This window comes from Scytonema sp. PCC 10023, from assembly GCF_963920835.1.
Taxonomy (GTDB): domain Bacteria; phylum Cyanobacteriota; class Cyanobacteriia; order Cyanobacteriales; family Nostocaceae; genus Kalymmatonema.
This window is the reverse complement of sequence record NZ_CAWUDP010000275.1, coordinates 1-1,725: the sequence shown is the minus strand read 5'-3', so window position 1 is coordinate 1,725 and position 1,725 is coordinate 1. Positions and strand designations below refer to the sequence as shown.

The 1,725-nt window shown below is 46.8% G+C and carries 2 protein-coding genes; one reads left to right on the top strand and one right to left on the bottom strand.

Going from position 1 to position 1,725, the window contains the following annotated elements:
- The first annotated feature begins 32 nt into the window (after positions 1 to 32).
- The gene (locus ACM0OZ_RS48655; RefSeq protein ID WP_414590124.1) at positions 33 to 671 is read left to right on the top strand and encodes an SDR family NAD(P)-dependent oxidoreductase; all 639 of its coding nucleotides are present in this window, start codon (positions 33 to 35) and stop codon (positions 669 to 671) included.
- Positions 672 to 875: 204 nt separating this feature from the next.
- Here ACM0OZ_RS48655 and ACM0OZ_RS48650 read toward each other — a convergent pair whose 3' ends face one another.
- Positions 876 to 1,538, bottom strand: coding sequence for a hypothetical protein (locus tag ACM0OZ_RS48650; protein WP_414590123.1), 663 nt, complete (start codon positions 1,536 to 1,538; stop codon positions 876 to 878).
- Between the last annotated feature and the right edge of the window lie 187 nt (positions 1,539 to 1,725).

The window sequence follows — 1,725 nt, the reverse complement described above, 5'->3', positions numbered from 1 at the left end:
ACCCATGACTTTCCAAAATTTGAAAGACAGATATCCAATATACTCCTGTCGATTCCATCGCCACCTATGAAGGAGTCGAGGCGCTTTACAACAAGATTAAGGCAACTAACCGACCAGTAGATGCGATCGCTATCAACGCGGGTGTCGGTGTCGGCGGTGACTTTGCACGGGAAACTGAGCTGAAGGATGAACTCAATCTCATTAACTTGAACGTTGTATCGACTGTCCATCTCGCCAAGCGGGTAGTGAAGGACATGGTTGAGCGCGGCAAGGGTCGAATCCTCTTCACCTCGTCCATCGCCGCCCTGATGCCCGGTCCGTTCGAGGCAGTCTACGCGGCTTCCAAGGCATTTGTGCATTCTTTCTCAGAAGGACTACGCAACGAGTTGAAGGACACAGGCGTCACCGTCACCGCACTCATGCCTGGACCGACTGATACCAACTTCTTCCACCGCGCAGGTATGGACGACACCAACGTGGGCGCGAGCAAGAAGGATGACCCGGCTGATGTCGCCAAGCAGGGTTTTGAGGCACTGATGGCAGGCAAGGACGATGTCATCGCTGGCTCGCTCAAGACGAAGTTGCAGGGTAGCGTGAGCAAAATCTTGCCTGATACCGTCAATGCTGAACAGCACCGCCAGCTCAGTGAGCCAGGGTCAGCTAATAAGTAATCTGCTTTGAAGCTGCCGGATTAGCTGCACGTGGAAAACCCCGTGGCACAAGGCATTGCGTAGTATTGAGCAATGTTAAAGAACTCATAGATCCAGAGGATAAATGGCACAATTTTTTAGATGTAGCCTTTCACTTTCATAATTCAAATTGTCCAAATTAGATGCGTTTGCCCTGCTGTTTCTAATAAGAGAATTTAAAGTGAATTAAGGTTGCTGGAAATATTTGGATTTTAAAGGGGAAGCAGGAGCAGAGAGTACTAGGATGTTTCTAACGTTGCTGATGTAACGTCCTCCTGCTTTATCACCAGGCACCACTAAACGAGCAAATCCCTCATCTGTATCTGTCAAATACTCGATACTACCATCGCTTGCTTTTTTTGCATATGCAATTAGCACTTGTTTCCCTTCAAAGTTGGGGTGAATTTCACCAATAGCCACAACCGCCTCATAGCAGTCAGTGGCTTCCGCAAGAATGTACTGTCTCAGGAAAGCGTTTTTAGGATTTAGACCGGAATTACCAGGTTGAAGTCCCCCTGCTGCCTTCTCATTATTAATTAACTCCCATAGGGGAACTCCGTAGTATGTTTCTGTTCTCGGACCCGATCCTGTTTGGAAGGACACAGTCACTTCGGTCACGACTGGTGGGTCTTGTTTCTTTAAATCCTCTTGCAAATCTATGAGCTTTTGCAAGTCAAACGTTATTCGATTTTTGACCTCGCCACCCAAGCGGAATGTCTCAGACAGACCTCCTGGACACGCATTTTCTTCCCAGGGAGCACGGTTTCCTGGATCAGCTAAAGTAGGCTGCCAAAATCCCAGTATCGACAGTGTTAAGGACACAATTGCGATACGACGAGTAAAACGCATAAAACATACCTCTGTTTAATTACTCACATGAATTGTTAAAAATTCGCTTCTAGTAACAGCAAGTAATCACCTTCCTGAGTTTTCGCTTTTTGGAAGATGTTGATGTTTTCTTGAGGGCTAAAGCTATACCAAATTAAACTCAACGAATTTGTCACCAAATCCGTTGGTCTTCAGAACCGTGCATGAA